Origin of the sequence: Nocardia bovistercoris, assembly GCF_015674855.1 — a bacterium.
GTDB lineage: Bacteria > Actinomycetota > Actinomycetes > Mycobacteriales > Mycobacteriaceae > Nocardia > Nocardia bovistercoris.
In genome coordinates this window covers 24759-51073 of record NZ_JADMLG010000025.1, presented here as the reverse complement: position 1 = coordinate 51073, position 26315 = coordinate 24759, and the positions used below count along the sequence as shown (strand labels likewise).

General features: G+C 67.6%; 23 protein-coding genes and 1 pseudogene. 15 read left to right on the top strand and 9 right to left on the bottom strand.

Annotated features, from left to right (window positions below; all coding sequences use genetic code 11):
• Positions 1-3: 3 nt before the first annotated feature.
• Genes IT779_RS35060 through IT779_RS35050 form a run of 3 tightly spaced genes read left to right on the top strand, consistent with a single transcriptional unit; the run spans position 4 to position 2620 of the window.
• Positions 4-1047 (top strand): thiolase domain-containing protein, encoded by a 1044-nt coding sequence (locus IT779_RS35060; RefSeq protein WP_196153791.1) that lies wholly within the window; start codon positions 4-6, stop codon positions 1045-1047.
• Entirely contained in the window at positions 1044-2210 is a 1167-nt protein-coding gene (locus IT779_RS35055) for a thiolase domain-containing protein (RefSeq protein ID WP_196153790.1), read from the top strand. The genes IT779_RS35060 and IT779_RS35055 overlap by 4 nt, the downstream gene beginning before the upstream one ends.
• The gene (locus IT779_RS35050) at positions 2207-2620 is read left to right on the top strand and encodes a nuclear transport factor 2 family protein (protein ID WP_196153789.1); all 414 of its coding nucleotides are present in this window, start codon (positions 2207-2209) and stop codon (positions 2618-2620) included. The genes IT779_RS35055 and IT779_RS35050 overlap by 4 nt, the downstream gene beginning before the upstream one ends.
• Positions 2621-2722: 102 nt before the next feature.
• Here the strand turns inward: IT779_RS35050 and IT779_RS35045 are convergent, their stop codons facing one another.
• Positions 2723-4012 carry a cytochrome P450 gene (locus tag IT779_RS35045; RefSeq protein ID WP_332839103.1) on the bottom strand — a complete coding sequence of 430 codons (1290 nt, stop codon included), beginning with the start codon at positions 4010-4012 and terminating at the stop codon, positions 2723-2725.
• Positions 4013-4146: 134 nt separating this feature from the next.
• Here IT779_RS35045 and IT779_RS35040 point away from each other — a divergent pair, with 134 nt between their 5' ends.
• Together IT779_RS35040 and IT779_RS35035 are read left to right on the top strand one after the other, a co-directional pair.
• Positions 4147-5310 (top strand): steroid 3-ketoacyl-CoA thiolase, encoded by a 1164-nt coding sequence (locus IT779_RS35040; protein ID WP_196153788.1) that lies wholly within the window; start codon positions 4147-4149, stop codon positions 5308-5310.
• 360 nt (positions 5311-5670) lie between these two features.
• Positions 5671-6086, top strand: a pseudogene (locus IT779_RS35035) (helix-turn-helix domain-containing protein).
• A 1375-nt stretch (positions 6087-7461) separates the two neighbouring features.
• Here IT779_RS35035 and IT779_RS35030 read toward each other — a convergent pair.
• Positions 7462-8373 (bottom strand): SDR family oxidoreductase, encoded by a 912-nt coding sequence (locus tag IT779_RS35030; protein WP_196153787.1) that lies wholly within the window; start codon positions 8371-8373, stop codon positions 7462-7464.
• Positions 8374-8405: 32 nt separating this feature from the next.
• Positions 8406-9290 carry an SDR family oxidoreductase gene (locus IT779_RS35025; protein ID WP_196153786.1) on the bottom strand — a complete coding sequence of 295 codons (885 nt, stop codon included), beginning with the start codon at positions 9288-9290 and terminating at the stop codon, positions 8406-8408.
• A gap of 81 nt (positions 9291-9371) precedes the next feature.
• On the opposite strand from IT779_RS35025, the gene IT779_RS35020 reads away from it, so the two are divergent.
• The 4 genes from IT779_RS35020 to IT779_RS35005 are packed head-to-tail and all read left to right on the top strand — an operon-like array spanning position 9372 to position 12879.
• Positions 9372-10136, top strand: a complete 765-nt coding sequence (locus IT779_RS35020) for an enoyl-CoA hydratase family protein (RefSeq protein ID WP_196153785.1) — start codon at positions 9372-9374, stop codon at positions 10134-10136.
• Positions 10137-10145: 9 nt separating this feature from the next.
• Positions 10146-11036, top strand: coding sequence for a CoA transferase subunit A (locus IT779_RS35015; RefSeq protein ID WP_196153784.1), 891 nt, complete (start codon positions 10146-10148; stop codon positions 11034-11036).
• On the top strand, positions 11033-11794 hold the full coding sequence (locus IT779_RS35010; RefSeq protein WP_196153783.1) for a CoA-transferase subunit beta: 762 nt from the start codon (positions 11033-11035) through the stop codon (positions 11792-11794). Before IT779_RS35015 ends, IT779_RS35010 begins: the two co-directional genes overlap by 4 nt.
• A complete protein-coding gene (locus tag IT779_RS35005; RefSeq protein ID WP_196153782.1) occupies positions 11791-12879 on the top strand; it encodes an NAD(P)H-dependent flavin oxidoreductase in 1089 nt (362 codons plus the stop codon). Before IT779_RS35010 ends, IT779_RS35005 begins: the two co-directional genes overlap by 4 nt.
• 75 nt (positions 12880-12954) lie before the next feature.
• On the opposite strand, the gene IT779_RS35000 is transcribed toward IT779_RS35005, so the two are convergent.
• The 6 genes from IT779_RS35000 to IT779_RS34975 all read right to left on the bottom strand — a co-directional run bounded on the left by IT779_RS35000 (position 12955) and on the right by IT779_RS34975 (position 19507).
• Complete coding sequence (locus IT779_RS35000) at positions 12955-13716, bottom strand: CAAX protease (RefSeq protein ID WP_196153781.1); 762 nt, start codon at positions 13714-13716, stop codon at positions 12955-12957.
• Between the two features lie 295 nt (positions 13717-14011).
• Positions 14012-15166 (bottom strand): acetyl-CoA C-acetyltransferase, encoded by a 1155-nt coding sequence (locus IT779_RS34995; RefSeq protein WP_196153820.1) that lies wholly within the window; start codon positions 15164-15166, stop codon positions 14012-14014.
• Between the two features lie 84 nt (positions 15167-15250).
• A complete protein-coding gene (locus IT779_RS34990) occupies positions 15251-15802 on the bottom strand; it encodes a TetR/AcrR family transcriptional regulator (protein WP_232542390.1) in 552 nt (183 codons plus the stop codon).
• Between the two features lie 215 nt (positions 15803-16017).
• Positions 16018-16743 (bottom strand): hypothetical protein, encoded by a 726-nt coding sequence (locus IT779_RS34985; protein WP_196153779.1) that lies wholly within the window; start codon positions 16741-16743, stop codon positions 16018-16020.
• 776 nt (positions 16744-17519) lie between these two features.
• Positions 17520-18317, bottom strand: coding sequence for an SDR family oxidoreductase (locus tag IT779_RS34980; protein ID WP_332839102.1), 798 nt, complete (start codon positions 18315-18317; stop codon positions 17520-17522).
• Positions 18314-19507 carry an acyl-CoA dehydrogenase family protein gene (locus IT779_RS34975; RefSeq protein WP_196153777.1) on the bottom strand — a complete coding sequence of 398 codons (1194 nt, stop codon included), beginning with the start codon at positions 19505-19507 and terminating at the stop codon, positions 18314-18316. Before IT779_RS34975 ends, IT779_RS34980 begins: the two co-directional genes overlap by 4 nt.
• Before the next feature lie 100 nt (positions 19508-19607).
• Here IT779_RS34975 and IT779_RS34970 point away from each other — a divergent pair, with 100 nt between their 5' ends.
• The 6 genes from IT779_RS34970 (at position 19608) to IT779_RS34945 (ending at position 26290) form a co-directional block, all read left to right on the top strand.
• On the top strand, positions 19608-21161 hold the full coding sequence (locus IT779_RS34970) for a FadD3 family acyl-CoA ligase (RefSeq protein WP_196153776.1): 1554 nt from the start codon (positions 19608-19610) through the stop codon (positions 21159-21161).
• On the top strand, positions 21162-22064 hold the full coding sequence (locus IT779_RS34965; RefSeq protein ID WP_196153775.1) for an enoyl-CoA hydratase: 903 nt from the start codon (positions 21162-21164) through the stop codon (positions 22062-22064).
• On the top strand, positions 22064-23200 hold the full coding sequence (locus tag IT779_RS34960; protein WP_196153774.1) for an acyl-CoA dehydrogenase family protein: 1137 nt from the start codon (positions 22064-22066) through the stop codon (positions 23198-23200). The genes IT779_RS34965 and IT779_RS34960 overlap by 1 nt, the downstream gene beginning before the upstream one ends.
• Positions 23197-24207 (top strand): acyl-CoA dehydrogenase, encoded by a 1011-nt coding sequence (locus tag IT779_RS34955; protein WP_196153773.1) that lies wholly within the window; start codon positions 23197-23199, stop codon positions 24205-24207. Before IT779_RS34960 ends, IT779_RS34955 begins: the two co-directional genes overlap by 4 nt.
• Complete coding sequence (locus tag IT779_RS34950; RefSeq protein ID WP_196153772.1) at positions 24204-25265, top strand: acyl-CoA dehydrogenase family protein; 1062 nt, start codon at positions 24204-24206, stop codon at positions 25263-25265. The genes IT779_RS34955 and IT779_RS34950 overlap by 4 nt, the downstream gene beginning before the upstream one ends.
• A 272-nt stretch (positions 25266-25537) precedes the next feature.
• Positions 25538-26290, top strand: coding sequence for a DUF427 domain-containing protein (locus tag IT779_RS34945; RefSeq protein WP_196153771.1), 753 nt, complete (start codon positions 25538-25540; stop codon positions 26288-26290).
• Positions 26291-26315 lie beyond the last annotated feature (25 nt).

The following is a 26315-nucleotide window of genomic DNA, read 5'->3' as shown; positions in this document are numbered from 1 at the left end:
ATCATGACCGATCGCTCGGCTGACGCCATCGACATCGCGGTCGTGGGTTTCGCCCACGCGCCGCACGTGCCGGAAACCTTCGGCACCACCAACGGCGTCGAGATGCTGGTGCCCTGTTTCCAGCGGCTCTACGAACGCCTCGGCATCACCAAATCCGATATCGACTTCTGGTGTTCGGGCTCCTCCGATTTCCTCGCGGGCCGTGCCTTCTCGTTCATCTCCGCGATCGACTCGATCGGCGCGGTACCGCCGATCAACGAGTCGCACGTGGAGATGGACGCCGCGTGGGCGCTCTACGAGGCATATGTGAAACTCAAGTCGGGACAAGCGAATACCGCGCTGGTTTACGGCTTCGGCAAGTCATCGGCGGGTACGCTGCGCCAGATCCTGACCATGCAGCTCGACCCGTATCTGGTCGCGCCGCTGTGGCCGGATTCGGTGGCGATCGCAGGTCTGCAGGCTCGCGCCGGACTGGACGCGGGCCGCTGGAGCGAGCGGGATATGGCCGCCGTCGCGGCGGGCGCGCACGGCGACGTCGACGCGCTGCTGGCCGCGCCCTATGTCGCCGATCCGCTGCGCGCCCACGATGTCGCGCCGGTGACCGACGGTGCCGCGGCGATCGTCCTCGCCACCGGCGACCGAGCCAGGCAACTGTGCGAGCGCCCCGCCTGGATCGGCGGCATCGCGCACCGCGTCGACACCCCGGTGCTCGGGGCACGCGATCTCACCGTCTCCCCTTCGACTTCGGCTGCCGCGCAGGCGATCACCGGCGGCGACACCGGCGGATTCGATATCGCCGAACTGCACGCGCCGTTCAGCCATCAGCAGCTCATCCTCGCCGAGGCGATCGGGTTGCGGCCGGGGACCGCCGTGAATCCGTCCGGCGGCGCGCTGGCGGGGAATCCGATGTTCGCGGCCGGACTCGAGCGCATCGGTTTCGCGGCCGAGGCCATCATCGCGGGTTCTGCCGAGCGCGCGCTCGCGCACGCGACCAGCGGCCCGGCGTTGCAACAGAATCTCGTGACCGTACTGGAGGCGACCCGATGAGTTTCCCGGCCGCGGTGCTCGGCACCGGACAGACGCATCACGTGACGAAACGCACCGATGTATCGATGCCCGGCCTCTGTCGCGAGGCCATCGACCGCGCACTTCTCGATTCCGGCCTCACCATGGCCGATATCGACGCGGTCGTGGTCGGCAAAGCTCCCGACTTCTTCGAGGGCGTCATGATGCCGGAACTCTTCATGGCCGACGCGCTCGGCGCCACCGGCAAGCCGCTGCTGCGCGTGCACACGGCGGGCTCGGTCGGCGGCTCCACCGGCATCGTCGCCGCCAACCTCGTGCAGGCGGGCGTGCACAAGAAGGTGCTCGCGGTGTCCTGGGAGAAGCAGTCCGAATCCAACGCCATGTGGGCGTTGTCCATCCCGGTGCCCTTCACCATGCCGGTCGGCGCGGGCGCTGGCGGATACTTCGCGCCGCACGTCCGCTCCTACATCCGCCGATCGAACGCGCCGAGCCATATCGGCGCGATGGTCGCGGTGAAGGACCGGCGCAACGGCGCCAAGAATCCGCTCGCCCACCTCCGTCAGCCCGACATCACCCTGGAATCGGTGCTGGCCTCGCAGATGCTGTGGGACCCCATCCGCTTCGACGAGACCTGCCCGTCCTCCGACGGCGCCTGCGCGGTCGTGATCGGCGACGAGGACGCCGCGAGCGCCATCGAAGCCACCGGCAGGAAGGTCGCGTGGATCCACGCGACCGCCATGCGCACCGAACCCACCACCTTCGCGGGCCGCGACCAGGTCAGCCCGCAGGCAGGCCGCGACGCCGCCGCCGCGCTGTGGGCCGCGGCGGGCATCACCGACCCGCTCGAGGAAATCGACGCCGCGGAGATCTACGTTCCGTTCTCCTGGTTCGAGCCCATGTGGCTGGAGAACCTCGGCTTCGCCGCCCCCGGCGACGGTTGGAAACTCACCGATAAAGGCGAAACCGAGATCGGCGGGCGCATTCCGGTGAACCCATCCGGTGGCGTGCTCTCCTCCAACCCGATCGGAGCCTCCGGCATGATCCGGTTCGCCGAAGCCGCGAAACAAGTCATGGACCGCGCGGGCGACTACCAGGTCGCGGGCGCCCGCAAAGCGCTCGGTCACGCGTACGGCGGTGGCTCGCAATACTTTTCCATGTGGGTCGTCGCATCGGAACGCCGATGAGCGCCGAGCACCCGGCCCGCGCCGCCGGACTCGCCTCCCAAGCCGCGGTCCGGGCCAGGGACAAGGACGCCTGGGTCGCGCTGTTCGCGGCCGACGGCATCGTCGAGGATCCCATCGGCCCGTCCGGATTCGACCCGGAAGGCAAGGGCCATCGCGGCCCCGAGGCCATCGCCGCGTTCTGGGAGAAGGCGATCGCGAAGACCGACTCGATCGAATTCCTGTTCGGGGATTCCTTCGCGTGCGGTCATGAGGTCGCCTTCACCGGTGTCATCCGCAGCGTCATCGGCGGATATCGCATCGACGCGGAGGGCGTGTTCACCTACCGGGTGGACGACGCGGGCAAGATCGCCGCATTGCGCGCGTTCTGGGAGGTAGACCGGGCCACGGCCACCGCGACGCCCGTGGGCTGAGCCGTTCGTCACAGGCCCACAGCCCGACCGGCCCGCTCCCGACGCACTTCAGCGATACGACGAAGCCCGGAACCGACCTACGGCTCCGGGCTTCGTCGTCTGTCAGTGCGCCGCGGTCTTGTAGTCGACGGCGAACTCCTTGATGCCGTTGAGCCAGCCGGAACGCAACCGCTTCGGGTCACCGACCTTGGTGATATCGGGGAGGTGGTCGGCGATGGCGTTGAAGATCAGATCGACCTCGAGCCGGGCGAGGTTGGCGCCGATGCAGAAGTGCGCGCCGGTGCCGCCGAAGGACAGGTGCGGGTTGTCCTTGCGCAGGATGTCGAACTTCTCGGGATTCTCGAAGACGTCCTCGTCGAAGTTGGCCGAGCGGTACAGCATCACCACCCGGTCGCCCTTCTTGATCCGCACGCCGCCGAGTTCGGTGTCCTCGAGCGCGGTGCGCTGGAAAGAAGTGACCGGTGTCGCCCAGCGGATGATCTCGTCGGCGGCGGTGGCGGGGCGTTCGGCCTTGAACAGCTCCCACTGGTCCGGATTCTCCATGAAGGCGTTCATGCCGTGGGTGATGGCGTTGCGGGTGGTCTCGTTGCCCGCGACCGCCAGCATCATCACGAAGAAGCCGAACTCCTCCTCGCTCAGCTTGTCGCCGTCGATATCGGCCTCGACCAGTGTGGTGACCAGGTCGTCGGCCGGGTTGACCTTGCGGTCGGCGGCCATCTGGTACGAGTACCCGAGGATCTCCATCGAGGCCGTGAGCGCGTCGGTCTCGCTGTCCGGGTCGTCGTAGCCGGTCATGTCGTTGGACCAGGTGAACAGCTTCATCCGGTCCTCCTGCGGGACGCCGATCAGTTCGGCGATGGCCTGCAGCGGCAGCTCGCAGGCGACCTGGGCGACGAAATCACCCGAACCGGATTCGGCGGCGGCCCGCACGATCGCCTCGGCCCGTGCCGAGAGTTCCGCGCGCAGGCTGTTGATGGCGCGAGGGGTGAAGCCGCGGGAGATGATCTTGCGCAGTTTGGTGTGCTCGGGGGCATCCTTGTTGAGCAGGATGGTGCGCTGCATCTCGATCTGTTCGCGGGTGATCTCGTCGTTGAAGCGGGGGATGGCGGTGTTCTCGTAGGAGGAGAACACGTCACTGCGGCGCGAGACCTCCTTGACCTCGGCGTGCCTGCTCACCACCCAGAAGCCCGCGTCGTGGAAGCCGCCGGTCTCGGGCGATTTGGGGTTCCACCAGACCGGCGCGGCCCGGCGTAGTTCGGCGTACTCCCGCACCGGAACGCGCTCCGCGTAGATCGCGGGGTCGGTGACGTCGAATCCTTCGGGCAAGTTCGGTTCCGAGGACGGCGACCCATCGGCGGCCGTCGCGGGCGTTGCGTTGGGAGTGTCAACCACCAGATGTCTCCTTCGACAAACTGAAACACGTTCTATAATCAATTCCAGCACAGGTAGAGGGACTAGTAAAGAAGACCGGCCCGGACACACTGGCACACGTTTCAGTTTCGCTGTTCACCTACGGAAGGTTTGACATGGGAACACCCGTGATCGTCGAAGCCGCTCGCACCCCGATCGGTAAGCGCGGCGGCTGGCTGGCAGGTCTGCACGCCTCCGAACTGCTCGGACTGGCCCAGCGCGGCCTGCTGGAGAAGGCGCACCTCGATCCGGCCCTGGTTGAGCAGGTCATCGGCGGCTGCGTGACGCAGGCGGGCGAACAGTCCAACAATGTCACCAGGGTCGCGTGGCTGCACGCCGGACTGCCGTGGCAGACGGCCGCCACCACGATCGACACCCAGTGCGGTTCGGCGCAGCAGGCCAACCACCTCATCGCGGGCCTCATCGCCGCCGACGCGATCGAGATCGGCATGGCCTGCGGCGTCGAGGCCATGAGCCGGGTTCCGCTGGGCGCCAACCTCGGCGAGAACGCGGGCCCGCGCAGGCCCGCGTCCTGGAATATCGACCTACCCAACCAGTTCGAGGCCGCCGAGCGCATCGCCAAGCGGCGCGGCATCACCCGCACCGACGTCGACGAATTCGGCGCGCGCTCGCAACGCCTGGCCGCGCGGGCGTGGGCCGAGGGCCGCTTCGACCGCGAGGTGCTCACGGTCACCGCGCCCGCCGTCGACAAGGAAGGAGCGCTCACCGGCGAGAAGTTGGACGTCAGCAGGGATCAGGGCCTGCGCGAGACCACCGCCGAAGGACTCGCGAAGTTGAAGCCGGTGATCGAGGGCGGTGTGCACACCGCGGGCACGTCGTCGCAGATCTCCGACGGGGCCGCCGCGGTCCTACTCATGGACGAAAAGGTCGCGGCGCGAGAGGGTTTGCGCCCGCGCGCGCGGATAATCACACAGGCCGTGGTCGGCGCCGAGCCCGAATTCCACCTCGACGGGCCGGTGCAGGCCTGCACCCGACTGCTCGAGCGGTCCGGCATGAAGATCGACGATCTCGACCTTTTCGAGATCAACGAGGCTTTCGCGTCCGTCGCGCTTTCCTGGGCGAGCGTGCACAAGCCGGACCTCGACAAGGTGAATGTCAACGGCGGCGCCATCGCGATCGGGCACCCCGTCGGCTCGACCGGATCCCGTCTGATCACAACGGCTTTGCACGAACTGGAGCGAACCGGAGGCAGTACGGCGATGGTTCTCATGTGCGCCGGCGGCGCATTGGCGACGGGTACTATCATCGAACGGTTGTAGGATCGCACCAATTCCACCGGGATAGTTGAAGATTCACTCTAAAGGCGCCAAAACGTGTCGTACGCCACATAGTGCACAAGAGGGGTCGTTAGATGACTTGTCAGCTATCTTTTCGCTACTAACATCTCGGCGGCGAAGACGTCCGCGACGGGCCAGAACCGGGCCGCATCAGCACTCGACCAGAGACGTTGAGGCGACCCGCAAACGCAACCGCCACAGCGTCTTCGCCGGGCGGGCGCCTAGAAGCTTCAAGGAAATCCTGAATCAGGCGTAGGTTTTCAGTTACTGAGCCGCTAATATCAATGATACGTATCCGAGATAACGACTGTTAGTACAGCGAAGGGAATTGGGCGGCTCACAATGGCTGATTTCGCGGCGCGGCTGAACAAGCTGTTCGAAACCGTGCATCCCCCGGGGCGTAAGCCGCACACCAACGCGGAGGTCGCGGCGGCGCTGACGGCTTCCGGGCATCCGATCTCGAAACCGTATCTCTCGCAGTTGCGGTCGGGGCAACGGACGAACCCGTCGGATGAAACGGTGGCGGCACTGGCCAAGTTCTTCAAGGTCAAGCCGGACTACTTCTTCAACGACATCTATGCCGCCAAGATCGATCACGATCTGGAACTGCTGTCCCACTCCAGGGCTACGGACTGCGGCGGTTGTCGAGTAGGGCGTTCGACCTCTCCGAAGAATCACAGAACCTCCTCACCTCGATGGCGGAGAAGCTTCGGGCAAGCGAAGGCCTGCCCGAAATCCCGCCGGACGGCACCGAATAGGGCGAACAGCCACGATCCCCGGCGTCCGGGCAGCCCCCTGACGTCGCGGTTCATGGTTGCGCGCCACGGAGGTTCACGGGCGTATAAGGCGCGATGACCCGAGGTCGACCAGACCGAGGGCGTCGCGCCGAGTACTACACGTAATGCGGGTTCGGCAGCACGCCGAACCCGCATTACGCGCTGCTGGGGCGGGGTTTCACGAACCCGCGTGCGACAGGCGGTCATCCTGTCGTGCAGTCGAATTCGACCAGGCCCACTCTACGTGTCGACATACACGACCGTAGGGGTATTTCGCAAGCCCCGAAGTGCCTTGGCATGCATCGAGTGATACCAGAACGACCGGTATCTTCGATGTTCGAATTGTCCGACAATGTGATCGGAATGTCGCGACGGGTGAATCCGATCTCCGCGCGAGAATGCACTCGGGCGATCATACGAACGCATTCGTTCTTCGAATCCAATGGCGTAACTGTCCCGCACACCTGTCGCATACACGCCATCTGTAAGCGCGAATGTGTTTGCATTCGTGACCTGACGCGGTGTTCCGCGCTAACCGATCGTGGATTTCTCCGCGCTCACCCCACCGGACCGAAATGCGCCCGCGATCGCACCGACCTGGTCACGCGGACGCCCACCCTCGGGCGCGCGATCCATCGCACGTCGACCGCGATATCGCTCCAGCAGGTTCGCGGCAGGCCCGCACGGACACACTCCGCTCCGCACACCCGCGCAATGTCCCGCGCCATCCCGCACCGCCGCGCACCGTTCCGCTCAGCCATACGCCATCCCGAGGCCGCGCGCCGCCGCGAGCTCCGCATGCCGACCCACGGGCCACACCCGGCCTCGGCGCACCCGACCTCGGCACACCCGTCGTCGGCACACCCGAGCTCACCGTGTCCGCCGTCGGCACACCCGACCTCGGCACACCCGTCGTCGGCACACCCGTCGTCGGCGTGTCCGTGACAGCGCGGCGGATCTGCCCCACCGCGAGCATCCCGACGATCACGTTGCCCCGATATGAACCGCGATGCCGTGCCCGCTGTCCGGTTGAAATCGCACACGCGGGCGCGGACCGCCGAGCGCGGTCGCCGACCGCGCGAGCACAATGACGGCAACCGCGCGGGCGAGCGCCGCGGCCGGGACGGTGCGACCAATAGCCATGCGCCGGTCTTCCCCTCACTCATGAAGCGCAAATCTGTCCCCCGGCCGCGACGCCCTCCGGGATCTCGAAGAATCGGCCTCATCGTAGACCCCCCGTTCCGAACGCTTTCGGGTGACCGCCCAGCTCGCGGCCCTACCCGCCGCGGAAACGGCGACGGCCCCCGCGCCCGGGACGTCGTTGTCCGAAGCGCGGGGGCCGTCGCCGCCGTGGCCGTCAGGCGCCGTATACCGACTCCGGCGGCACGCCCTTGGCGATCAGGTCGGCGACGACGGGGCCGAGTTCGGCCGGATTCCAGCGCGCGCCGTGGTCGACAGCAACTCCGTGGCGCCAGCCGTCGGCCAACGCGACCTTGCCGCCCTCGATTTCGAAAACGCGTCCGGTGACCGACGCGGACTGCGCGCTGCCGAGCCACACCACGAGCGGGGAGATGTTCTCCGGCGCCATCGCGTCGAAGCCGCCCTCCTCCGGCGCGGCCATCATCTCGGCGAAGACGGTCTCGGTCATCCTGGTGCGCGCCGAGGGCGCGATGGCGTTCACAGTGACCCCGTAGCGGCCGAATTCCGCTGCCGCGGTGAGGGTCAGACCGGCGATGCCCGCCTTGGCGGCGCCGTAGTTGCCCTGTCCGACGCTGCCCTGCAGACCCGCGCCCGAGCTGGTGTTGATGACGCGCGCGTCCACCTGCCGCCCGGCCTTGGATTCGCCGCGCCAGTATTCGGCGGCGTGCCGCATGGTGACGAAGTGGCCCTTGAGGTGCACGCGGACGACGGCGTCCCACTCGTCCTCGCCGAGGTTGACCAGCATCCGGTCGCGCACGAAGCCCGCGTTGTTGACCAGCACGTCGAGCCCGCCGAAGGTGTCGACGGCCTGCCTGACCAGGTTGCGGCCGCCGTCCCAGTCGGCGACGTCGTCACCGTTGGCGACGGCCTGGCCGCCGAGCGCCTCGATTTCGGCGACCACCTGCTGGGCGGGCGTCTCATCGGTCGCGGCGCCGTCGAGGGTGGTCCCGATGTCGTTGACCACGACCTTCGCGCCCGCCGCGGCGAAGGCCAGTGCGTGCGCACGGCCGATGCCGCGACCCGCGCCGGTGACGATGACGGTGCGCCCGGCGCAGATCTGCTCGTCCATAACCTGTTGTCCTCTTTCGTATCCGGATGTGCTCAGCGCTGTGCGCCGTCGGCCGCGGCGCCGCCGTTGGACGCGAGACTGCCGTTGGACGCGGGGCTCAGGTCAGCGGCTGGGCCGCCCATGTCAGCGGCGGCTGGAGCGCCCATCTCAGCGGTGGAGGCGGCGAGGAACGCGGGGCGCTCGCCGCCGCCGTGCACGAGCAGGGTCGCGCCGCTGACGTAGTCGGCCAGCGGCGAGGTGAGGAACAGCGCGCAGCGGCCGATGTCCTCGGGGGTCGCCATGCGCCGCAACGGAATCGTCTCGCTGACCGCGTCGATGCCGTCGCCGTCGCCGTAGTGCAGTTCGGCCAGTTCGGTGCGGACCATGCCGACGATGAGCGAGTTCACCCGCACCCGCGGCGCCCATTCCACGGCGAGCGACTGGGTGAGACTGTCGAGTCCGGCCTTGGCCGCGCCGTAGGCGGCGGTGCCGGGCGAGGCCCGGTGCCCGCTGACGCTGGAGATCATGACGATGGAACCGCCGTCGGGCTGTTCGGCCATCACGCCGTAGGCGCGTTGGGACACCAGCAGCGGGCCGAGCAGGTTCAACTCGATGATCTTGCTGTTGAAGTTGCGGCTCGCGGTGGCCGACGGCGCGAAGGGAGCGCCGCCCGCGTTGTTGACCACGTGGTCGAGCCTGCCGTGCCGCGCGACGATCGCGTCGACGAGTTCGCGCACCGAGTCGGCGTCGCGGACATCGCACGGCAGGTAGTCGATCTCACGGCCTGCCGCGGTGACGGGTTCGTCGGCGGGGCGGCGGGCGCAGGCGACCACGGTGGCGCCCGCTTCGAGGAATATCCGGCTGATACCGGCGCCGACGCCGCGCACGCCGCCGGTCACCAGAACGACGCGTCCGGCCAGATCGATTTCGAGTGCCACCGTGCTAACCTACCAAGCAACTGCTTGCTTTGCCAATGCTCAACCGCCACCGATGGCCACTCGCCACCTAAGGACAATGTGATGGGGATCGACAGCCACTCCGAATCAACCGGCATCACCGTCGTCACGGTGGACTACCCACCGGTCAACGCCATACCGACCGACGGATGGTTCGCGATCGCGGACGCGGTGCGCGCGGCGGGACGCGATCCGGAGACCAAGGTGGTGGTGCTGCGCGCCGAGAACCGCGGCTTCAACGCGGGCGTCGACATCAAGGAGATCCAGAGCAAGCCGGGTCATCAGGCGCTCATCGACGCCAACCACGGCTGCTTCGAAGCCTTCGGCGCCGTCTACGACTGCCAGGTCCCGGTGATCGCCGTGGTGCAGGGCTTCTGCCTCGGCGGCGGCATCGGCCTGGTCGGCAACGCCGATGTGGTCATCGCCTCCGACGACGCCACCTTCGGACTGCCCGAAGTCGACCGCGGCGCGCTCGGCGCGGCCACCCACCTCGCGCGGCTCGTTCCCCAGCACCTGATGCGCGCGCTGTTCTACACCGCGAGCACCATCACCGCGCAGCAGCTGCACCACCACGGCTCGGTCTACCAGGTGGTGCCGCGCGCCGAACTCGACGCCGCCGCGATGGAAGTCGCGAAGAACATCGCGAACAAGGACGGCCGGGTCATCCGGGCCGCCAAACGGGCGCTCAACGGCATCGACGTGCAGGACGTGCACCGCAGCTACCGATACGAACAAGGCTTCACCTTCGAATTGAATCTGGCGGGCGTCGCGGACGAGATCCGCGCCAGATTCGATGACGACCTGGCGGCACGCAAGAGCGGGAAGTAGGGAAAAACCATGCGTGACAAGCGAATGTCGCTCGACGATGTGGTCGGCGAACTGCGCAGCGGAATGACCATCGGCATCGGCGGCTGGGGCTCGCGGCGCAAGCCGATGGCGCTGGTGCGGGCGATCCTGCGTTCCGACATCACCGATCTCACCGTGGTCGGCTACGGCGGCCCCGACCTCGGCCTGCTGTGCTCGGCGGGCAAGGTGCGCAAGGCGTACTACGGATTCGTGTCGTTGGACTCCCCGCCCTTCTACGACCCGTGGTTCTCCAAGGCGCGCACCGAAGGCACGCTCGTCGCCCGCGAAATGGACGAGGGCATGCTGAAATGCGGACTCGAAGCCGCCGCGGCCCGCCTGCCGTTCCTGCCGATCCGAGCCGGACTCGGTTCCGCGGTCTTCGACTTCTGGGACGGCGAACTGCGGACCGTCACCTCCCCCTACCCCGGCCCCGACGGCGCCGCCGAAACTCTCACCGCCATGCCCGCGTTGAACCTCGACGCGGCGCTGGTGCACCTGAACCTCGGCGACAAACACGGCAACGCCGCCTACCAGGGCGTCGATCCGTACATGGACGACCTGTTCTGCCTCGCCGCGCAGCGCCGCTACCTGTCGGTCGAACGCGTCGTCGACACCGAGGAACTCGTGAAATCCGTTCCGCCGCAATCGCTGATCATCAATCGCATGATGGTCGACGGTGTCGTGGAAGCCCCGAACGGCGCGCACTTCACCCTCGCGGGCGACGACTACGCACGGGACGAGAAGTTCCAGCGCCACTACGTCGAGTCTGCCAAGACTCCGGAAGCCTGGCAGCAGTTCGTCGAGAAATACCTCGCGGTCTCCGAGGACGAATACCAGGCCGCCGTCCGTGAATTCGCCGCACAGCAGGAGAGCGCCCGATGACCGCCACCGCAACCGACATCACCCGCGCCGAGATCTGCGCGGTGGCCTGCGCCGAAATCTTCAGCGGCGCGGGCGAGATCATGGCCTCGCCGATGTCGCCCATGACCACTCTCGGCGCCCGCCTCGCCAAACTGACCACCGAACCCGACCTGCTGCTCTCCGACGGCGAGGCGCTGTTCTTCGCCGACACGCCCCCGATCGGCGGCAAGGCGCCGACCGAAGGCTGGATCCCGTTCCGCAAGGTCTTCGACGTGGTCGCCTCGGGGCGCCGCCACGTGGTGATGGGCGCCAACCAGATCGACCGGTACGGCAATCAGAACCTGTCCGCGTTCGGCCCGCCGCAACAGCCGACCAGGCAGATGTTCGGCGTGCGCGGCGCACCCGGCAACACCATCAATCACCCCACCAGCTACTGGATTTCGCGACACACCAAGCGGGTGTTCGTGAACGAGGTCGACATCGTCAGCGGAATCGGTTACGACAAGGTCGATCCCGCCAACCCGGCCTTCCGCTTCCACCACCTGCACCGTGTGGTCACCAATCTCGGCGTCTTCGACTTCGAAGGCCCCGACCACACCCTGCGCGCGCGCAGCCTGCACCCCGGCGTGAGCGCCGACGAGGTCGCCGAGAACACCTCCTTCGACATCGCCGGACTCGCCGAAGCGGGCCAGACCAGGACGCCCACCGCCGAGGAACTGCGACTGATCCGGGAAGTGCTCGACCCCAAGAAGATTCGCGAATCCGAGGTGCCCGCATGACGCCGACCCTGCGCACCCCGCTCACCGAACTCGTCGGCATCGAGCACCCGGTCGTGCAGACCGGCATGGGCTGGGTCGCGGGCCCGAGCCTGGTCTCGGCGACCTCCAACGCGGGCGGTCTCGGCATCCTGGCCTCGGCAACCATGACCTACGCCGAACTCGAGGCGGCGATCGCGAAAACCAAGGCGCACACCGACAAACCGTTCGGGGTGAACATCCGCGCCGACGCCGTCGACGCAGGCGAACGCATCGACCTGCTGATCCGCGAGAAAGTCGCGGTGGCCTCCTTCGCGCTGGCCCCGAAGAAGGACCTGATCGCCAAGCTGAAGGACGCGGGCGTCGTGGTCGTACCGTCCATCGGCGCGGCCAAACACGCCGTGAAAGTCGCCTCGTGGGGCGCGGACGCGGTGATCGTGCAAGGCGGCGAAGGCGGCGGCCACACCGGCCCCGTCGCGACGACCCTGCTGCTCCCCTCGGTCCTCGACGCCGTCGACATCCCCGTGGTCGCCGCGGGCGGCTTCTTCGACGGCCGCGGACTCGCCGCCGCCCTCGCCTACGGCGCCGCGGGCGTCGCCATGGGCACCCGCTTCCTGCTCACGAAGGAAAGCAGCGTCCCCGACGCGGTCAAACAGGAATACCTGAGCAGGCACCTGCAGGACACCGTGGTCTCGGTCAAGGTCGACGGCATGCCGCACCGCGTATTGAACACCGAACTCGTTCAGCGCCTGGAACATTCGGGCCGATGGCGCGGCCTCGGCGCCGCCGTCGCCAACGCCGCCCGCTTCAAGAGCATGACCGGCATGAAATGGTCGAACATCGTCCGCGACGGCCTCACCATGCGCAAACAAAAAGACCTCACCTGGTCCCAGGTGGTCATGGCCGCCAACACTCCCATGCTGCTGCGCGCCGGCCTCGTAGAAGGCGACACCCGCGCGGGCGTCCTGGCCGCGGGCCAGGTCACCGGCATCATCGACGACGTCCCGACCTGCCACGAACTGATCGACCGCATCGTCACCGACGCCGTCGCTCGGATCGATGCCATGACAGCCCTACGCGGCAACATCTCCACCGGTAAATCCGCCTGACCCACCCGGCTCCGGCGCCCGAACCCCTGTGCGCCGGACCGGTCCCGCTTCGACATCAGCAGCGAGCGCTACCGTTCACAATAAGTCCGGGTGCCCTGTGACATAGGGCGCGTACTTCTTTACGACAGTTGCCACTCGGTCGGTGTGCTCGATATACCGGCGCAAATCTGTGTCGATCATCTCGGCGAGATCGGCGATATTCGAGCAGTGATAGACACTGCTGATCATGTAGATGGGCTCGTGGTGAGCGATGCGGTTACGAATCAGCTCGAAGTCTCGCAGAGCACCGCGGAGTGGCCCAGGATTGTCGATGGGACTGATCTTCTTCTGTTCGGTCCTGGCCAGCCAGTCCCCGTAGTTGGGAAACGCTTGCCAGAGCTTTTTTCCTCGCCAGATGAATCGGTGGTAGTCGTGCATTCCACCGCGCGGACGCCCTTCACCACAGAGTGCGACCCATAGCCCGAGGGAAGTGCCGCCGACCACGTCGTCCCCTGTCGGCTCACCAGACGTCTCGCGACGGCGGCGAAATGCCTCGACAGACGACCGCAATTTGTCCAAATCCCTATCGAGGAGATGGATCCTGGGCCTGTCGCTCAGCGCGTCGGTATGCCAGCCAGTCTTCGCGTCGAGGCCAACGACCTTGCACAAATGGGTGTTGATCGCATTGCGGATGGCCATCTCGATCAGAGCGATTGCCGGCCAGAACGCGGCCGACAACTCGCAGTTCCACACGAACAACCTAGTTGCCCTACCGGCGTCTCCGCGCGTAGCGGCCAGGTACTTGGCGTGCCGCGCATCAGAGAGGAAGTCACATAGACGCAGTTCCTCCGGTTGCACGCACTCCCCTGGGAAAAAGTTTGCCCCAGGGGGCGGCCTACTTTTTACAGTAGCGGAAGGCCCTGGGGCTGACTTGATCAAGCATATCGCACCACGCATCCCGATGCGCTTTGCATGATGTCGATCACATAACGGACCGCCTATGACGACAGCACTTGCGGCGACGGATCAGCGCATCATCTTGTACTGCGCGAAACCGAATTCGCCTACCGCGCAGATCTTTCGGTCACTCGGGTGCAAGCAGGACGCAGCGGGCCGGGGTGCGGCCGCGGCGGGGATGCCGCGGCCTCGGGACCTACTTGGCCAGGCGTTCGATGATCGTCGCGTTGGCGGTGCCGCCGCCCTCGCAGATGGTGAGCAGACCGTAGCGGCCCTGGCGGCGCTCGAGTTCGTTGAGCAGGGTCGCGAAAAGTTTCGCGCCGGTGGCGCCGAGGGGGTGGCCGAGGGCGATGGCGCCGCCGTTGACGTTCACCTTTTCCGGGTCGGCGCCGGTTTCCTTCAACCAGGCCAGCACCACGGGGGCGAACGCCTCGTTGATCTCGACCACGTCGATGTCGTCGATGGTGAGACCGGTCTTCTCCAGCGCCCACTTGGTGGCCGGGATCGGCGCGGTGAGCATGAAGATGGGGTCGGCGCCGCGGGCGCTCACGTGGTGGATGCGGGCGCGGGGGGTGAGACCGTATTCCTGGACGGCCCATTCCGAGGCGAGCAGGGTGGCGCTGGCGCCGTCGGAGATCTGGCTGGCGACGGCGGCGGTGAGCGGGCTGCCTTCGGCGAGCGCGGGCAGCGACGCCATCTTCTCCAGGCTGGTCTCGCGCGGGCCCTGGTCGATCCGGAAGTCGCCCACCGGAACGATTTCGGAGTCGAAACGTCCGTTCTTGATGGCGTCGCGGGCGCGGTCGTGGCTGCGTAGCGCCCAGCGTTCCATGTCCTCGCGGGTGATGTCCCACTTCTCGGCGATCAGCTGCGCGCCGCGGAACTGCGAGACCTCGTCGGTGCCGTAGCGGTGATCCCAGCCTTCGGCGCCGACGAACGGCGACTCGAATCCGTATTCCTTACCGGCGAGCATGGCGGCCGAGATCGGGATCCGGCTCATGTTCTGCACGCCGCCCGCCACGATGACCTCGGCGGTGCCGCTCATGATGGCTTGCGCGCCGAAGTTGATGGCCTGCTGGGAGGAACCACACTGCCGGTCCACCGTGACGCCGGGCACTTCCTCGGGGAAGCCCGCGGTCAGCCACATGGTGCGGCCGATGTTGCCCGCTTGCGGACCGACGTTGTCGACGCAGCCGACGATCACGTCGTCGACGTTCGCCGGGTCGATCGGGTTCCGGTCGAGCAGGCCGCGCAGCGCGGCGGCGCCGAGGTCGGCCGGGTGCACCGCGGCGAGCGCGCCGTTGCGCTTACCAACGGCCGTGCGCACGGCATCGACGACGTAGGCGTCCCGCAGCGGCGCGTACGGCCGACGGGCGGAAGGTGCGGACATGGAATCTCCTACTCGGACTCGGCTTTCCGGATTCCCGGAGGTCGGTGCTCAGGTGGCGGGGGCGGTGAGCCCGTCCAACACGATGGTCAGGTACTGCTTGGCGAGATTGTCGACGGTGATCGGGCCGCCCGGCTGATACCAGCGCACGGCGACCCACACGGTGTCGCGCAGGAATCGGTAGGCGAGTTCGACATCGAGTTCGGGGCGGAAACTTCCGTCGGTGACGCCGTTGCTCAGCACCCGGTGCCACAGTTCACGGAACTCGTTGTTGTAGTCCGCGATATAGGCGAATCGCTGCGAATCGCGCAGCCGTTTGGCCTCGGCCTGGTAGATCGCGACCGCGGCGTGGAAACGGTCGAAGGATTCGTAGGACGCGATCACCAAGGCTTCCAAGGTATCTCGCGCGCTGAGCTCTTCGCCGACGATCTCGCGGTAACGCCCGAACAGGTCGTCGAGGAATCCGCGCAGGATCTCGTCCACCATCGATTCCTTGGAATCGAAGTGGTGGTAGAGACTCCCCGATAGGATTCCGGCCGCATCCGCTATATCCCGTACCGTGGTCGCCCGCAGCCCGCGCTCGGCGAACAGCACCGCCGCCATGGAGAGCAACTCGTTACGGCGCGCGGATTTCGGTGAGTCGGGTGCGGTCACCCCGCCATAATACAACCAAGCATTTGCTTGGTGCCAGTGGGCGTGATCACCGCGAAAATGACTCGCGTAGGTCGCCACCCAAGGCATTCGCTCGCACTACGCGGCTGGTTGCCCACTCCCGCACCGAGGAGGGACGGCCGGTTCTCTCGTATGTACGACAGCGATCAGCGGGCCGAATAGCGCAAGGGCGAGGAGACGGAGAGGTCGGCGAGTAGGCGGTCGCAGATGACCACCGGGGAGACGCCCGCTCTCGACATGCGGGCGATCAGGGCGAGGCGGCGTTCGCAGCTGTCCCATTCGACGGTGAGATGGCCGCGCTCGGGGCCCGCGTCGACGGTAGCGAGGACCTTGGGGCCGTGCGGGGTCGATTCCTCGATCAACCCGAGGACCATGCCGCGCTGCCAGGCGTCGTAGGTGTCCATATCGGAGCCGACGACGAGTTTGTCGGTGGCCGCGCCGAGGCCCGCGGCTATCTCCTCGGCGAAGGCATTGCGGTCGAAGCGGTATCTGCGGCTGCGGCGCACCACTTCGAGCAGGTCCGCGCGCACTTCCCGCAGCAGGGCCATCTGCCTGCGCCTGCGCCGCTCCCCCTCCGACGGCACGCCGCTGTACCCGAGACCGATCCGGCGCGCTCGCCGTTCGTCGCGCGCCATATCCGCCTGTAGCGCCGCTTCGGGATCACGCGTGATCTCGTCTTCGTCGACCGCGAACCGTTCGAGGATCTCCCCCGCCCTCGACTCGGTGCGCAGCGGCGACTCCAGATCGGTGAGTTCCGCGCCGAGCGTCAGCGCCGCCAGTACCAGGCTGTCGAGCCTGCGTCTGGCCAGGACGACCTCGCGGACCACATCGAGTTCCAGCTGTTCGCGGGCGCGTGGGTGCTCCGAACCCATGGCCATCGCCCCTTACCGAGTGCGGGTAACGAAAGTCTCCCCAGCATGGCACACCGCACCGCGACACGCGCCCGCTTTTTCCCTGATCAGCACCTTCTCCGGCCCGTACGGGCCACCGTCGCCCGCCGACGCACCGGTGCGCGCGACGCCCGGCCGTTGGCGGGGTCGCCCGCCGTTCACAGCGGACGATCCCTTGCCATTCCAACCGGTCGACCGCGAGTCACACGAGGAACGCGCCGAAGGCGACGTGGATGCGTCACGGTGCGTTCCGCGGCGGGGTGACCGGAAGCGGCTGCGCGCACAGTCGGGCGGACGCCCGGTGCACGGCGTGCGCCAAATCGTCGCAGTGCTGCGAATCAGCGGGAACCGGCGGGCTCACCGCTAATAAGTCGATCGCCAGCGCTATGCCCCCGAAAAGCAGGCCGACGGCGACGATCAGAAGACATAATCGACGAGCGGTCACTTTCTATTTCCCCCTTGTCCGAACATCGCAGACCGTTCGGACGAAGGCCGGTCTCGACGAACCGAGACAACCCCCGTGACGCCGACACGCACCGCGCGTCCAGCCGCCCGCCCCGAACCCCACGCTGATGATGTTGCGGTACTTAGATTTTCACGACCTCCGGCGGCGGCACAAATGATTTTCGCGGCGGCCGCGCGCATCCGGGCAGTCGGTTCACGCTATCGAGACGAAAACCTCAGCGAGTTCCGATTACGCGGCCCCGCTATGACCGAGGCCGCCACCGAATGGTGACGGCCTCGAATCCTGATGCGCCTCAAGCTCTCTGACTGCTGACCGACACCACTTCGCCGGTCAGATAACTGGTGTAGTCGCTGGCGAGCATGGCGATGGTCGCCGCCACTTCCCATGGCTCGGCGGCCCGGCCGAACGCCTCCTGCTGGGAAAGATTGTCCAGAAGCTCACTGGAACTGACCTTGTCGAGGAACGGGTGGCGGGCGATGCTCGGCGCCACCGCGTTGATCCGGACACCGAGCGCCGCGGCCTCGACCGCGCTGCACCTGGTGAGAGCCATCACACCGGCCTTGGCGGCGGCGTAGTGCGCCTGCCCGTGCTGCGCGCGCCAGCCGAGCACGCTGGCGTTGTTCACGATGACACCGCCGTGACCCGCGTCGCGGAAGTAGCCGAGGGCGGCGCGGGTGCAGCGGAAGGTGCCGTTGAGGGTGATGTCGAGCACGCGGTCCCACTGCTCGTCGGTCATGTCGACGACCGGGGTCTCCCCGCCGAGGCCCGCGTTGTTGACCAGGATGTCGATGCGGCCGAGAGCCTGCGCCGCACCCTGGACCAGGGCGTTCACCTGTTCGGTGTTCTGCACGTCACACGCGATGGCGGCGACGCGGCGGTCCGGGAACTCACCCTCGAGCTCGATTTCGGTCTCACCGAGGCGGCGTTCGTGCCAGTCCGAGACCACCACGTCGGCGCCCTCGGCGAGCAGCCGACGCGCGGTGGCCGAACCGATTCCGGTGCCCGCGGCCGCGGTGACGACGGCAACGCGACCGGTGAGCAGTCCGTGCCCGGAGACCGGTTCGGGCGCGACGGACAGCGGGCCGGTCACGGCCTGGCCTCGCGCGGGAGGCCGAGCACACGCTCGGAGATGATGTTGCGCTGCACTTCGTTCGAACCTCCGTAGATCGTGTCGGCGCGGGTGAACAGGTACAGCCGCTGCCATTCGTTGAGATCGTCGTTGTCGTCGGCGATGAGTCCGGCGGGACCGAGCACGGCCATCGCCAGTTCGCCGAGTCCGCGATGCCAGTTGGCCCACAGCAGTTTCGCGACCGACGCCTGCCCGCCGTCGTCGACTTCGACGCTTTCCATGGTGCGCAGGGCATGCGCGCGCAGTACCCGCAGACCGACCCAGGCGCGGTCGATGCGGTCGGCGATCAGCGGGTCATCGGCGGCGCCGTTGCGCCGGGCCAGCGCCTCGATGTCGGCGAGCTCGCGGGCGAAGCGGATCTGCTGGCCGAGGGTGGACACGCCGCGTTCGAAGGTGAGGGTGCCCATGGCGATGCGCCAGCCTTCGCCGGGCGCGCCGACGACCAGGTCGGCGTCGGTGCGAGCGTTGTCGAAGAACACCTCGTTGAATTCGGAGGTGCCGGTCGACTGGATGATGGGCCGCACTTCGATGCCGGGCTGCTTCATGGGCACGAGCAGGTAGGACAGGCCCTTGTGCCTGCTCGACCCCTTCTCGGTGCGGGCGACGACGAAGCACCAGTCGGCGACGTGCGCCAGCGAGGTCCAGATCTTCTGCCCGTTGATCGACCATTCGTCGCCGTCGAGGTGCGCGGCGGTGCTGACCGCGGCCAGGTCCGAGCCCGCGCCGGGTTCGGAGTAGCCCTGGCACCACAGTTCGCTGACGCTGCGGATGCCGGGCAGGAACCGATCCTTCTGTGCCTGGGTTCCGAAGGCGAGCACGGTCGGGCCGAGCAGTTCCTCACCCATGTGGGATACCCGCGCGGGCGCGTTCGCCTTGGCGTATTCCTCGTGGAAGATCACCTGCTGGCGGATGGTCGCCGCGCGGCCGCCGTATTCCTCGGGCCAGCCGAGGCAGGTCCATCCGGCGGCGGCCAGGTGCCGGTCCCAGGCGAGGCGTTCGTCGAATGCTTCGTGCTCGCGGCCTGGACCGCCGAGGCCGCGCAGTTCGCGGAACTCGCCGTCGAGGTTGTCCGCCAGCCATGCGCGCACTTCTGCGGAAAACCGCGCGTCGGCGGCGGCGGTGTCGGATTCTGAGGTCTGGATCGCAACCACGACGGTAGGATAACCTACCAAGCACTTGCTTTGTTAGAGTGTGGACCCGATCGGTACGCCACCGCGCACCGAGGGCCAGGCACGAGCGGTGAGGACATCCGTGACAACCCCAGCGCAGACGACACCGACAGCACTGCACGAGGCAGCGCGAACCTTCGGCGACCTCCCCGCGATCATCGACGGCGAGGTCACACTCGACTGGGCGCAGGTGTCGGCCGCGGTGCGCGAGGTGGCGCGCGCCCTCATCGCGCGCGGCGTGGAACGCGGCGACCGCATCGCCATGTGGGCGCCGAACACCCACCACTGGGTCGTCGCCGCGCTGGCCGCGCAGTACGCGGGCGCGGCGCTGGTCCCGCTGAACACGCGCTACGTCGCCGAGGAGGCCGCCGACGTGCTTGCCCGGGTCGAGGCGAAGGCGCTGTTCATCACCGGCCCCTTCCTCGGACGTGACCGCCTGGCCGAATTGCGATCCACCGCACCAGAACTGAAGATTCCGACGATCGTGGTGATCCCCGTCGAAGCGGGGACGGCGGCGGAATCCGATGACACCGTGCTGAACTGGTCGGAGCTGGCGGCGGCCGCGCAAGCGGTGCCGGAGGCCGATGCCGTTGCGCGCGCCGAAAGCGTTCGGCCCGAAGACATCTCCGACATCCTGTTCACCTCCGGCACCACCGGCCGCAGCAAGGGCACGCTGGTCGCGCACCGGCAGGCGCTGTCGGTGGTCCGCGCCTGGGCCGACTGCGCCACCCTGCGCAGCGACGACAACTACCTCGTGGTGAGCCCGTTCTTCCACAACTTCGGATACAAGGCGGGCATCCTCGCCTGCGTGCTCACCGGCGCGACCATCGTCCCGCAGGCCACCTTCGACGTGCCGCAGACCATGCGACTGATCGGTGAGCGGAAGATCACGGTGCTGCCGGGACCGCCCACCATCTACCAGACCATCCTCGACTTCCCGGAACGCGCGAACTACGACCTGAGCTCGCTGCGGGTGTCAACAACGGGCGCGGCGACGGTGCCGGTGGTCCTGGTCGAACGGATGCGCTCGGAACTGGAGTTCGAGGTGGTCGTCACCGCTTACGGCCTGTCCGAGGCCGCAGGCTTCGGAACCATGTGCCGCGCCGACGACGACGCCGAAACCGTCGCCAACACCTGCGGCAGGCCGATCGCCGACTTCGAACTCAGGATCGCCGACAACGGCGAGGTGCTGCTGCGCGGCCCCAACGTCATGCTCGGCTACCTCGACGACCCCGAGAGCACCGCCGAGACCATCGACGCGGAGGGCTGGCTGCACACCGGCGATATCGGCGCCGTCGACGAACGCGGCTACCTGAAGATCACCGACCGACTCAAGGACATGTACATCTCCGGCGGGTTCAACGTCTATCCGGCCGAGATCGAACAGGCGCTGGCCAGACTCGACGGCGTCGCCGAATCCGCGGTGATCGGGGTGCCCGACGAGCGGATGGGCGAGGTCGGCAAGGCGTATGTGGTGCGCAGATCCGGTGCGAACGTGACCGAGGAGCAGGTGATCGCCCACGCGAAAGGCGTACTCGCCAATTTCAAGGTGCCGCGCTTCGTCGAGTTCCGCGATCAACTGCCCTACAGCGCGGCCGGGAAAGTGCTCAAGCGCGAACTACGTGAGGAGAAGTAGATGACAGACGGTCAGGGCGGGGTCCCGGACGAGGGCGAGGTCGTCACCTACGAGACGCGCGGGCCGATCGCGATCGTGACCATGAACCGGCCCGACTACCGCAACGCGCAGAACTCGGTGATGACCTACGCGCTCGACGCCGCGTTCACGCGCGCCGTGGAGGACGCCGAAGTCAAGGTGATCGTGTTGGCGGGCAACGGCAAACATTTCAGCGCCGGCCACGACATCGGCACACCGGGCCGCGATCATCACGTGCGCTACCCGAACAAGGCCGCGCTGTGGTGGGATCACGTCGACCGCGCGGGCGGCGATCAGCGTTTCGCCCGCGAGACCGAGGTCTACCTCGGCATGTGCCGCCGGTGGCGCGAGATTCCGAAGCCGACCATCGCGATGGTGCAGGGCGCGTGCATCGCGGGCGGTCTGATGCTGGCATGGGTGTGCGACATGATCATCGCCTCCGATGACTCGTTCTTCTCCGATCCCGTTGTCCGCATGGGCATTCCGGGAGTCGAGTACTTCGCGCACCCGTGGGTGATCGGTCCGCGCGCGGCCAAGGAGTTCCTGTTCACCGGCGACCGGTTCGACGCGGCGCAGGCCAAGGAATGGGGCATGGTCAACCGGGTGGTGCCGCGCGCCGAACTCGCGGAGCAGACCTTCGCGATGGCCGAAAGGATCGCGACCATGCCGCAATTCGGGCTCGCGCTCACCAAGAAGGCGGTCAACCAGGCCGAGGATCTGATGGGGATGCGCTCCGGCATGGACGCGGTCTTCGGACTGCACCACTTCGCGCACGCCCACAACGCCGAGGTCGGCACGGATTCACTGGGCGGCATGAACGCCGCCTCGATGAAAGCCACGGCGATGACAGCCGGTGCGACCACACAGCAGAACGGGACAAGGTAGTGGATCTGGAACTGGATCAGCCGACGCGGGAATTCCAGGACGAGGTCAGGGAGTTCCTGGCCGCCAACACCCCGAAGACCCCACTGCCCTCGATGGACACCGAAGCCGGATTCGAGGCGCACCGCGACTGGGAACGCACCCTCGCCGACGCCAGGCTCTCGGTGGTGTCCTGGCAGCGCGAATACGGCGGACGCGACGCGTCGCTGCTGGAATGGGTGCTGTTCGAACAGGAATACTACGCCGCGGGCGCGCCGGGACGGGTCAGCCAGAACGGCATCTTCCTGCTCGCGCCGACCCTGTTCGAACACGGCAGCCCCGAACAGCTCGCCCGCATCATGCCGAGAATGGCGCGCGGAGACGACATCTGGGCGCAGGCGTGGTCGGAGCCGGAGGCGGGCAGCGACCTTGCCGGTATCCGGTCGACCGCCAAGCGCACCGACGGCGGCTGGCTGCTCAGCGGCCAGAAGACCTGGAGTTCGCGAGCGGCCTTCGCCGACTGGGCCTTCGGCCTGTTCCGCAGCGATCCGGAAGCCGAACGCCACCGCGGACTGACCTACCTGATGTTCCCGCTCACCGCCGAAGGCGTTTCGGTGCGGCCGATTCCGCAGCTCGACGGCGAACCGGGATTCGCCGAGATCTTCCTCGACGACGTTTTCGTGCCCGACCACGATGTGATCGGCGAGCCCAACGAGGGCTGGCGGGTGGCGATGAGCACCTCGAGCAACGAACGCGGTCTGTCGCTGCGCAGTCCGGGACGGTTCAGCGCCACCGCACGCCGTCTGGTCGACCTGTGGCTCGACACCGGCGCCGACAACGGCCGGCGCGACGCGGTGGTCGACGCGTGGATCGGCAGCGAGGCATACCGGCTGCACACCTTCGGCACCGTGACCCGCCTGAACGAAGGCGGCAAACTCGGTGCGGAATCGTCGATCACCAAGGTCTTCTGGTCCGAACTCGATATCGCCATGCACGAAACCGCGCTGGAGGTGCTCGGCGACGCCGGCGAGCGGAGCAGCCGGTGGACCGACGGCTACCTGTTCTCGCTGTCGGGCCCGATCTACGCGGGCACCAACGAGATTCAGCGCAATATCATCGCCGAGCGGCTGCTCGGACTACCGAGAGGAAGCAGCCGATGAGGTTCGCGCTCAGCTCCGAACACGTCGACTTCGGCGCCAGCCTGCGCAAACTCCTCGACGCCGGACGCACCCCCGCCGCCGTTCGGGCCTGGGCCGACGGCGATGCCGCGCCCGGACTCGGGCTGATCCGCCAACTCGCGGGCGCGGGCGCGCTCGGTCTCGCGGTGCGGGAGGCGCACGGCGGCGTCGAGGCCGAACCGATCGACCTGGTGGTCGCGTTCCAGGAGATCGGCCGCGCGGCCGCGCCGGGTCCGCTGGTGGAGACCGCCGCCGCGATCCCCGCGCTGCTCCAGGCGCTGCCCGACACCGACCTCGCCGACCGCTGGCTGCCCGGACTCGCCGATGGCGCGTCGCTCGGCACCCTCGGTTTCGCCGCCACGGGCCGCGATACCGTCGCGCTCGACGCCGATGTCGCCGAGGTGGTGCTCGTCCTCGACGGTGACCGGCTGTGCACGGGACGGCGTGGCGACGCGGTTCGGTCCATCGACCCGGCCCGGCGGTTGTTCCAGGTGCACGTCGACGAGGTCATGGTCGAAGGTGTGGCCGAGGCGTCGGCGGCGGCATTCGACGCAGGCGCCCTCGCGGCCGCCGCGCAACTGCTCGGCGCCGGACGCGCGCTGCTGCACGCCGCCACCGAATACGCCAAGCAGCGCAAGCAGTTCGGCAAGCAGATCGGCGAATTCCAGGCCGTGAAACAGAGATTGGCGGATGTGCTGATCGGATTGGATCTGGCCGAACCGCTGCTGTTGCGCGCCGCGCTCACCACGGGCGAGTCGACCAGGGCGCGAGACGTTTCCGCCGCGTACGTGACCTGCGGCGAAGCCGCCTACGCCGCCGCGCGCGCCGCACTCCAGGTACACGGTGCGATCGGTTACACCGCCGAATACGACCTGTCACTGTGGCTGACCAAGGTCACCGCCCTGCGCGCGGCCTGGGGCACCGCGGATCTCCATCGCGGACGCATCGCACAGGCCCTGCGTCAGCAAGCACAGCGAGGCACGGCATGACGGCGACACGCGACGACCACAAGGACCTGATCGCCTCGGTGCGGGCCCTGCTCACCAAACACGCCGACAGCACGGCGGTGCGGGCGGGAGCCGCGCAGGAACTCGGCTACGACCCGACGCTGTGGCGGCTGCTGTGCGAACAGATCGGGGTCGCCGCGCTCGCGGTGCCAGAGGAATACGAGGGCGTCGGCGCCGGACTGGTCGAATCCCTGCTCGTGGTAGGCGAATTGGGCCGAACCCTGGCCGCGGTGCCGATGCTCGGTTCGGCCGTGCTCGGCGTGCAGGCCGTCCTGCTCAGCGGTGCCGCCGACGCCGCCGCGCGCCTGCTCCCCGGTGTCGCCGAAGGGCAGACGACGCTGGCGCTCTGCTGGGCCGGACCGGACGGCTGGGACACCCCCGGCATCACCGCCGAGGGCGAAAAACTCACCGGCACGGCACATTACGTCATCGACGGCACCGGCGCGGACACCCTGATCGCGGTCACCGCCGCCGGATTGTACGAAGTCGCCGCCGACGCCGCGGGCATCACGCGACGCCCGTCGGCCACCCTGGACCCCACCCGCAAACTCTCCGAGGTCACCTTCGACGCCGTGACCGCTCGCCGACTCGGCGACCGCGATCCCGCCGAACTCACCGCCCGGCTTCGCGAAATCGCTTGGGCCGCAATTGCTGCCGAGCAGGTCGGCGCGGCTCGGCGCTGCCTCGAACTCACCGTCGAATACACCAAATCGCGCGTGCAGTTCGGCCGCGCCATCGGAAGCTTCCAAGCGCTCAAACACCGTATGGCCGATATGTACGTCCTCGTGGAATCGGCCGAATCGGCCTCGGTCGCGGCCACCGCGGCCATCGCCGAAGCCGCCCCCACCGCATCCGAAGACATCTGGGCGGCGCGCGTGCACTGCTCGGAAGCATTCACGACGGTGGTCGCGGAGATGACGCAACTCCACGGCGGCATAGCCATCACCTGGGAACACGACGCCCACTTGTTCTTCAAACGCGCGCACGCGGACGCCCAACTGTTCGGCACACCCCGCAGACCCCTCGTCCCCACGTCCTGATCCCCGTACCCCGAGTCGCACAGGCTCGGGGACGATCGCGCCACACGGCAGCACCACGTCACAGTCGGTCGGCTACCGGAGCTGCCCCGTGGCGGCCGATTCGGAAGGCGATCGATGTGCGCCGAGTGAACGAGTCATGTGGGGTCACCGATGCCCGATTCGGTCGACGGTCACTGCTTCCGAACGGACGGGGGCGCAGGCGGACACTGCCGCGATCGAGCTGAGTGAACGAGCGTCGCCGCGCGGGGCGGTACGGAGTACCGTCGGGCCTTATGGACGAGGCGCATCGCGGGCGAGTCATGGTCGAGACCGGTCACAAGCGGGTCAGGGTTCATCTGGGCGGGCAGGTCGTGGCGGATTCGGCGCAGCCGGTGCTGGTGTGGGAGAACCCCCACTATCCGGCCTACTATCTGCCGGTCGCCGATGTGCGCGCCGAACTCGAACCCAACGGGAGTACGCGGCACTCGCCCAGTCGCGGAGCGGCCACCGGTTATGACGTGGTGGTGCCCGGCACGACCGCGCGCGACGCCGCACTGCGTTACCTCGACTCCCCTATTTCACGGTTGAACGATCTGGTCCGCTTCGAATGGGATGCCATGGACGAGTGGTTCGAGGAGGATGAACCGGTTTACGTTCACCCGCGCAGTCCGTATTCGCGCGTCGACATCCTCGCGAGTTCACGTCATATCCGCGTGGAGATCGACGGCGTCACGCTGGCCGATTCTCGTTCTCCTCGCATCCTGTTCGAAACCGGACTTCCGCCGAGGTATTATCTGCCGCTCGTGGACGTGCGGACCGAACTGCTGCGGCCCTCCGAGACCCACACCGGTTGCCCCTACAAAGGCACCGCCGACTATTGGACGGTTCGGCTCGGCGATACCGAATATCCGGACTACGTCTGGATATACCGCACTCCGCTGCCGGAGAGTCAGAAGGTCGCGGGGCTGGCCTGCTTCTACAACGAGAAGGTCGACATCTACGTCGACGGTGAACTCCAAGCGCGGCCGCATTCCCCGTTCAGTTGACTTGCTCGCTCCATTCGGCCCTCCC

What these genes read in the sequence shown, in the direction of transcription:
- IT779_RS35010 (WP_196153783.1), top strand. Translation starts at nt 11,033, where the DNA reads ATGACCGCCACCGCAACCGACATCACCCGCGCCGAGATCTGCGCGGTG.
- IT779_RS34990 (WP_232542390.1), bottom strand. Translation starts at nt 15,802, where the DNA reads ATGGCGGCGGTGCTGTTCGCCGAGCGCGGGCTGCGGGCGACCACGGTA.
- IT779_RS34950 (WP_196153772.1), top strand. Translation starts at nt 24,204, where the DNA reads ATGACGGCGACACGCGACGACCACAAGGACCTGATCGCCTCGGTGCGG.
- IT779_RS35040 (WP_196153788.1), top strand. Translation starts at nt 4,147, where the DNA reads ATGGGAACACCCGTGATCGTCGAAGCCGCTCGCACCCCGATCGGTAAG.
- IT779_RS34945 (WP_196153771.1), top strand. Translation starts at nt 25,538, where the DNA reads ATGGACGAGGCGCATCGCGGGCGAGTCATGGTCGAGACCGGTCACAAG.
- IT779_RS35055 (WP_196153790.1), top strand. Translation starts at nt 1,044, where the DNA reads ATGAGTTTCCCGGCCGCGGTGCTCGGCACCGGACAGACGCATCACGTG.
- IT779_RS35060 (WP_196153791.1), top strand. Translation starts at nt 4, where the DNA reads ATGACCGATCGCTCGGCTGACGCCATCGACATCGCGGTCGTGGGTTTC.
- IT779_RS34985 (WP_196153779.1), bottom strand. Translation starts at nt 16,743, where the DNA reads ATGGGTTCGGAGCACCCACGCGCCCGCGAACAGCTGGAACTCGATGTG.
- IT779_RS35020 (WP_196153785.1), top strand. Translation starts at nt 9,372, where the DNA reads ATGGGGATCGACAGCCACTCCGAATCAACCGGCATCACCGTCGTCACG.
- IT779_RS34965 (WP_196153775.1), top strand. Translation starts at nt 21,162, where the DNA reads ATGACAGACGGTCAGGGCGGGGTCCCGGACGAGGGCGAGGTCGTCACC.
- IT779_RS35050 (WP_196153789.1), top strand. Translation starts at nt 2,207, where the DNA reads ATGAGCGCCGAGCACCCGGCCCGCGCCGCCGGACTCGCCTCCCAAGCC.
- IT779_RS35015 (WP_196153784.1), top strand. Translation starts at nt 10,146, where the DNA reads ATGCGTGACAAGCGAATGTCGCTCGACGATGTGGTCGGCGAACTGCGC.
- IT779_RS35005 (WP_196153782.1), top strand. Translation starts at nt 11,791, where the DNA reads ATGACGCCGACCCTGCGCACCCCGCTCACCGAACTCGTCGGCATCGAG.
- IT779_RS35030 (WP_196153787.1), bottom strand. Translation starts at nt 8,373, where the DNA reads ATGGACGAGCAGATCTGCGCCGGGCGCACCGTCATCGTCACCGGCGCG.
- IT779_RS34955 (WP_196153773.1), top strand. Translation starts at nt 23,197, where the DNA reads ATGAGGTTCGCGCTCAGCTCCGAACACGTCGACTTCGGCGCCAGCCTG.